This is a genomic window from Micromonospora endolithica (assembly GCF_003626595.1).
GTDB classification, from domain to species: Bacteria; Actinomycetota; Actinomycetes; order Mycobacteriales; family Micromonosporaceae; genus Micromonospora; species Micromonospora endolithica.
In genome coordinates, this window is record NZ_RBAK01000030.1 from 1 (window position 1) to 4,945 (window position 4,945).

Consider the following 4,945-nt stretch of genomic DNA (forward strand, 5'->3'; position numbering starts at 1 on the left):
CCCGCAACGACGCCGGGTCGATGCCCGCGCCCTCCACGGCCTCCCACGCGACCTCCAGCAGCAACCGCTGCTGCGGATCGGTGGCCAGCGCCTCCCGCGGGCTCATCTGGAAGAACTCCGCGTCGAACGCGGCCGGGTCGCGCAGGAAGGCGCCGGAGCGGACGTACATGTGGCCCGCCCGGTCCGGATCGGGGTCGTACAACGACTCGGGGTCCCAGCCCCGGTCGGTGGGCAGCGGGCCGATCGCATCCCGGCCCGCCGCCACCAATTCCCACAACTCGTCCGGCGACGTCACTCCGCCGGGATATCGGCACGCCATACCGACCACGGCAATCGGTTCCCGCGCCGCCTCGGTGAGACGCTGCTGTTCGGTGCGCAACCGCTGGTTCTCCAGCAGAGACGCGCGGAGGGCGTCGACGATTCGATCTTCATGAGGCCTAGCCATGATCACTCCATGCTCAGGGTCCTCATCTTCCGAAAAGCGCCTTAAGGCGTCCTTGGTCGTCTCTTACGGTCGCGTCACCAGGTGACCGGCAGCTGGTTCACGCCGTACGTCAACATGGCGTCCCGAGTGCCGATCTGGTCCGGTGTGGTCGCCAGCTTCAGGCCCGGGAAGCGGCGAAACAGGGCCGGCATGGCGTAGCGCAGTTCAGCCCGGGCGAGGTGCACGCCCACGCACTTGTGCACCCCGTGCGCGAACGTCAGGTGGCCGTTCTCGGCCCGCTCCGGGTCGAACGTGTCCGGCTCGGGAAAGCGCACCGGGTCGCGGTTGGCGGCGTGCAGCGCAACCGTGATGGTGTCGCCCTTGCTGACCTTCACCCCGCCGAACTCCAGGTCGCTGAGCGCGGCCCGGGTGATGAACTGCGCGATCGTGAGGTACCGCAGCAGCTCGTCGGCCGCCTCGTCGGTCCACGGCCCCTCGGTGGTGAGCCGTTCGCGCAGCTCCGGGCGTTCCAGCAGCAGGTACGCCCCCAGCGCGATCATGTGGGCGGTGGTCTCGTGCCCGGCGCCGAACACCTGCAGCGCGATGACCGCGAGCTCGTCGTCGGTCAGGGTGCCCTCGGCGATCAGCGTGCTGAGCACGTCGTCGGCCGGCTGTGCCCGCTTCGCCGCGACCAGACCGTGCATCAGCTCGGTGGTGCGCATCATCGCGGCGCGGATCTGTTCCGGCGGGGTGCCGGGGGTCAGGATGGGCATCCGCAGCTGCTGGAACTCCACGGACATCTCCGGCGTGCCGCCGAGGATCTGGGAGATCACCTTGATCGGCATCGGCAACGCGAACAGCGCGACCAGGTCGCCCTCGTTGCCGTGCTTCGCCATGTCGTCAAGCACCTCGTTGGTGATGCGGTCGAGCTCCGGCTCGAAGTCGCGCGCCTGGCCGGCGCTGAACGCCTTCGCCAGCGGCTTGCGGTACTTGGTGTGCTGCGGCGGGTCCATCCCGACGAACACGCCGGGCGCGGCCGGGCCTAGCTTGATCGGGAAGGGTACGGGGTAGCGGCGCAGCTCGTGCCGGGCGCTGATCTCCGGGTGCGCGAGCACCTTACGGGCCAGGTCGTGGCTGGACACCAGCCAGCCGATGTGCCCGTCCGGGTACTCCATGCGGACGATCGGCTCCTCCTCGATGAGCTCCGTGATCTCCTGCGGTGGCGAGAACGGGCACTGCCGGGCGGTCGGCAGCTCGGCGAGGACGTGCTCGGACTGTGTCATGGTGGGTCGGTCCTTTCACTTGGGGTCGGAGGTGGAACCGGACAGCGCCCGCTGGACGAGCTCGTCCAGGCCTGCCGCGAGGATGGCCTCGGTGTGGTCGTCCGGTCGGGCGTCGGCACCGTCCGGCGCGGCCGGTTCGGGGCGGTCGTCGGCGAGGCGCAGCAGGGCATCCAGCAGGCCCGCCTCCCGGAGCCGGGCCGGTGGCACGGACGCCAGCAGCCGGCGGATGGTGTCGTCGCCGGTGTCGTCGCCGGCCGGTGGCGCGGCGCTCTCCACCAGGTGCCGGGCGATCGCGGTCGGTGTCGGATGGTCGAAGACGAGCGTGGAGGTCAGCCGCAGGCCGGTGCTCGCGGCGAGCCGGTTGCGCAGCTCGACGGCGGTGAGCGAGTCGAAGCCCAGGTCCATCAGGCTCCGGTCGGCCCCGATCGCGGCCGGGTCGGCATGGCCGAGCACGGCCGCGATGTGCTCCTGCACGGTTTCGAGCGCGAGCTCCCGCTGCCGGGCCGCCGGCAACCCGGCCAGGCGCTCGGCGAACGGCGGCTCGCCACCGCGGCGTACCGGTGCGGCCGGCACCAGGGCGGCCAGCACCGTGGGCAGCTGCCCGGCCGTGGCGAGTGCGCGCAGCGCCGGCAGGTCGAATCGAGCCGGCACCAGCGCGGCCGGACCGGTGGCCGTGTGCGCCGCGTCGAACAGCGCGAGACCCTGGTCGCGGGTCAGCGCCCGGATGCCCGGGCGGCCGCCGCGGGCCGTGTCGGCCATCCCACCGGCTTCCGCCCACACGCCCCACGCGAGCGAGACCGCGGGCCGGCCGGCGGCGCGCCGCTGCTCGGCCAGGGCGTCGAGGTAAGCGTTCGCCGCCGCGTAGTTGGCCTGGCCGGGCGCGCCGACCACCCCGGCGACCGAGGAGAACAGGACGAACGCGGACAGGTCCAGGTGCTCGGTGAGCCGGTGCAGGTGCCACGCCGCGTCCACCTTGGGCCGCAGCACCGCCGTCAGGGCCGCGGGGGTCAGGTGCGGCACGGTCCCGTCCGCGAGCGTGCCCGCCGTGTGCACCACCGCGGTCAGCGGACGGTCCGGCGGGATCCGGTCCAGTGCCGCCCTAAGCGCCGCGGGATCGGCGGTGTCGCAGGCCACCACGGTCACCGACGCGCCGAGTGCGGTCAGGTCGGTGGTCAGGCCGCCGGCGCCCGGTGCGTCCGGTCCGCGACGGCTGAGTAGCAGCAGGTGCCGCACGCCGTGCCGGGTGACGAGGTGCCGGGCCACCAGGCTGCCGAGGCCCCCGGTGCCCCCGGTGATCAGCACGGTGCCGGCGGGGTCCAGGCCGGTGGTGCCGCTCGCCGGCGGCTCGGGCTGCAGGCGGGGGAGGAGCAGACGACCCTCGCGTACGGCAATCTGCGGCTCTCCCGAGGCCAACGCGTCGGCGAGCCCCGTGCCGCCGGTGAAGTCGTCCAGATCGGCGAGCAGCAGCCGGCCCGGGTTCTCCGACTGTGCCGAGCGGACCAGCCCCCAGACCGCCGCCGCCACCGGGTCCGGCGCGGTGTCCGGCCCGGGCGCGGCACCGCTGGTCACCACGGCGAGGCGGGTGCCGCCGAGCACGTCGTCGGCCAGGAACCCCTGCACCAGGGTCAGGGCCCGGCCGGCCGCCTCGTGGGCCGCCCGCGGCTCGCCACCCGTGCCGTCCGGGGGGAACGGCACCACGATCACGTCCGGCTCCGGAAGCCCGGCGGCCACGGCGGCGGACAGGGCGGACAGGTCCGGGTACGCCTCGCCGAGCCACCCCGGCGGCCGCTCATGCACGCCGACCGCGCGGACGGGCGGCCCGGCCGGTGCTCCGCTCGGCGACCAGGCCAGCCGGAACAGCGACGACGGCGGCACCCGGTGCGGGTCGAGCGGTACGTCGCGGACGGTCAGCGCGTCGACCGTGCAGACCGGGCGGCCCTCCTCGTCCGCGATGACCAGGCGCAGCGTGTCGGTGCCCTGCGGATACAGCGACACGGTCAGGCGGTTGCCGGCGGTCCGGTGCGAGGTGATCCCGCGCCAGGAGAACGGGACGCGGGACGTCCCGCCCGCCCCGGCGTCCGCCGCGGTCGCGGCGAACGGGTGCAGCGCGGCGTCCAGGAGGGCGGGGTGGATGGCGTAGCCGGCCGGGTCCAGGCCGTCGGGCAGGACGATCTCGGCGCGTACGGCGTCGGCGTCGCGCCGTACCGCCCGCAGACCCTGGAACGCCGGGCCGTATTCGAGGTGCAGGTCGCCGAGGCGCCGGTAGATGTCGTCCAGGGCGACTGGTGTGCCGGTCGCGGGCTCTTGCCGCGCCGCGGGCCCGGCCGGCCGTTCGGCGGCCAGGATGCCCGTCGCATGCGTGAGCCAGCCGGCGTCGGTGTCGTCGCTGGGCCTCGAATGGATGCCGATCGTGCGGTCACCGGCGGCGCCCGGCGGCGCCACGACCACCCGCAGGTCGACCGCGTCCTCTCCGGACAACGCGAGGGGCGCCTGCAGGGTCAGCTCCGCGACCTGGCCGTCGCCGGCGGCGTGCAGGGCGAGGTCGACGAACGCGCTACCGGGCAGCAGGACCTGGCCGTCGACCCGGTGGTCGCCGAGCCACGGGTGCTCGGCGACGGTCAGGCGAGTGCTGTGGATGCGGGTGGCGTCCGGCAGTTCGGTGGTGGCGGTCAGCAGCGGGTGGGTGCTGGCGGCGAGCCCTGTGTGGCTGAGGTTGGTGGTCTCGGCCGGCGCCAGCCAGTACCGCGAGTGCTGGAAGGGGTAGGTGGGCGGGGGCGGTTGGTGTGGTGTGGGGGTGTCGGGTGGTTCGTGGAGGTGGAGTTGGGCGCGGGCGTGGTGGGGGTTGGGGGTGGTGATGGTGTGGGGTTGGTCGAGGGTGTGGTGCAGGTGTGGGGTGAGGGTGCTGTGGGGGGCGATTTCGAGGTAGGTGGTGGTGCCTAGTGCGTCGAGGGTGGTGATGGTGCGGTGGAAGTCGACTGGTTCGACCAGGTGGTCGGCCCAGTATTCGGGGCTGATGGCGGTGGGTGTGATGACCGGGATGTGAGCTGGCTGGTGGTTGAGGGCTTCGGCGGCTTCCAACAAGGACTGTTTCAGGGGTGCCATGGCGGGGTGGTGGAAGGCGTGGGCGGTGCGTAGCAGTGTGGTTTTGATGCCGGTCTGCTGGAGTTCGGTGGTGATGGTGGTGATGTCGGAGGCTGGTCCGGCGATGACGGTGATGGTGGGGCTGTTGCGGGCGGCG

At 73.3% G+C, this 4,945-nt stretch carries 3 protein-coding genes; all 3 read right to left on the reverse strand.

The window, feature by feature from the left end; all coding sequences use genetic code 11:
* Positions 1 to 445, reverse strand: a 445-nt coding sequence (locus tag D7223_RS32280; protein WP_147442483.1) for a beta-ketoacyl synthase N-terminal-like domain-containing protein, incomplete at its 3' end; no start/stop codon positions are given.
* A 74-nt stretch (positions 446 to 519) separates the two neighbouring features.
* Positions 520 to 1,707 carry a cytochrome P450 gene (locus tag D7223_RS32285; protein ID WP_120733484.1) on the reverse strand — a complete coding sequence of 396 codons (1,188 nt, stop codon included), beginning with the start codon at positions 1,705 to 1,707 and terminating at the stop codon, positions 520 to 522.
* A 15-nt stretch (positions 1,708 to 1,722) separates the two neighbouring features.
* Positions 1,723 to 4,945, reverse strand: a 3,223-nt coding sequence (locus tag D7223_RS32290) for an SDR family NAD(P)-dependent oxidoreductase (protein ID WP_120733486.1), incomplete at its 5' end; no start/stop codon positions are given.

What these genes read in the sequence shown, in the direction of transcription:
- D7223_RS32285 (WP_120733484.1), bottom strand. Translation starts at nt 1,707, where the DNA reads ATGACACAGTCCGAGCACGTCCTCGCCGAGCTGCCGACCGCCCGGCAG.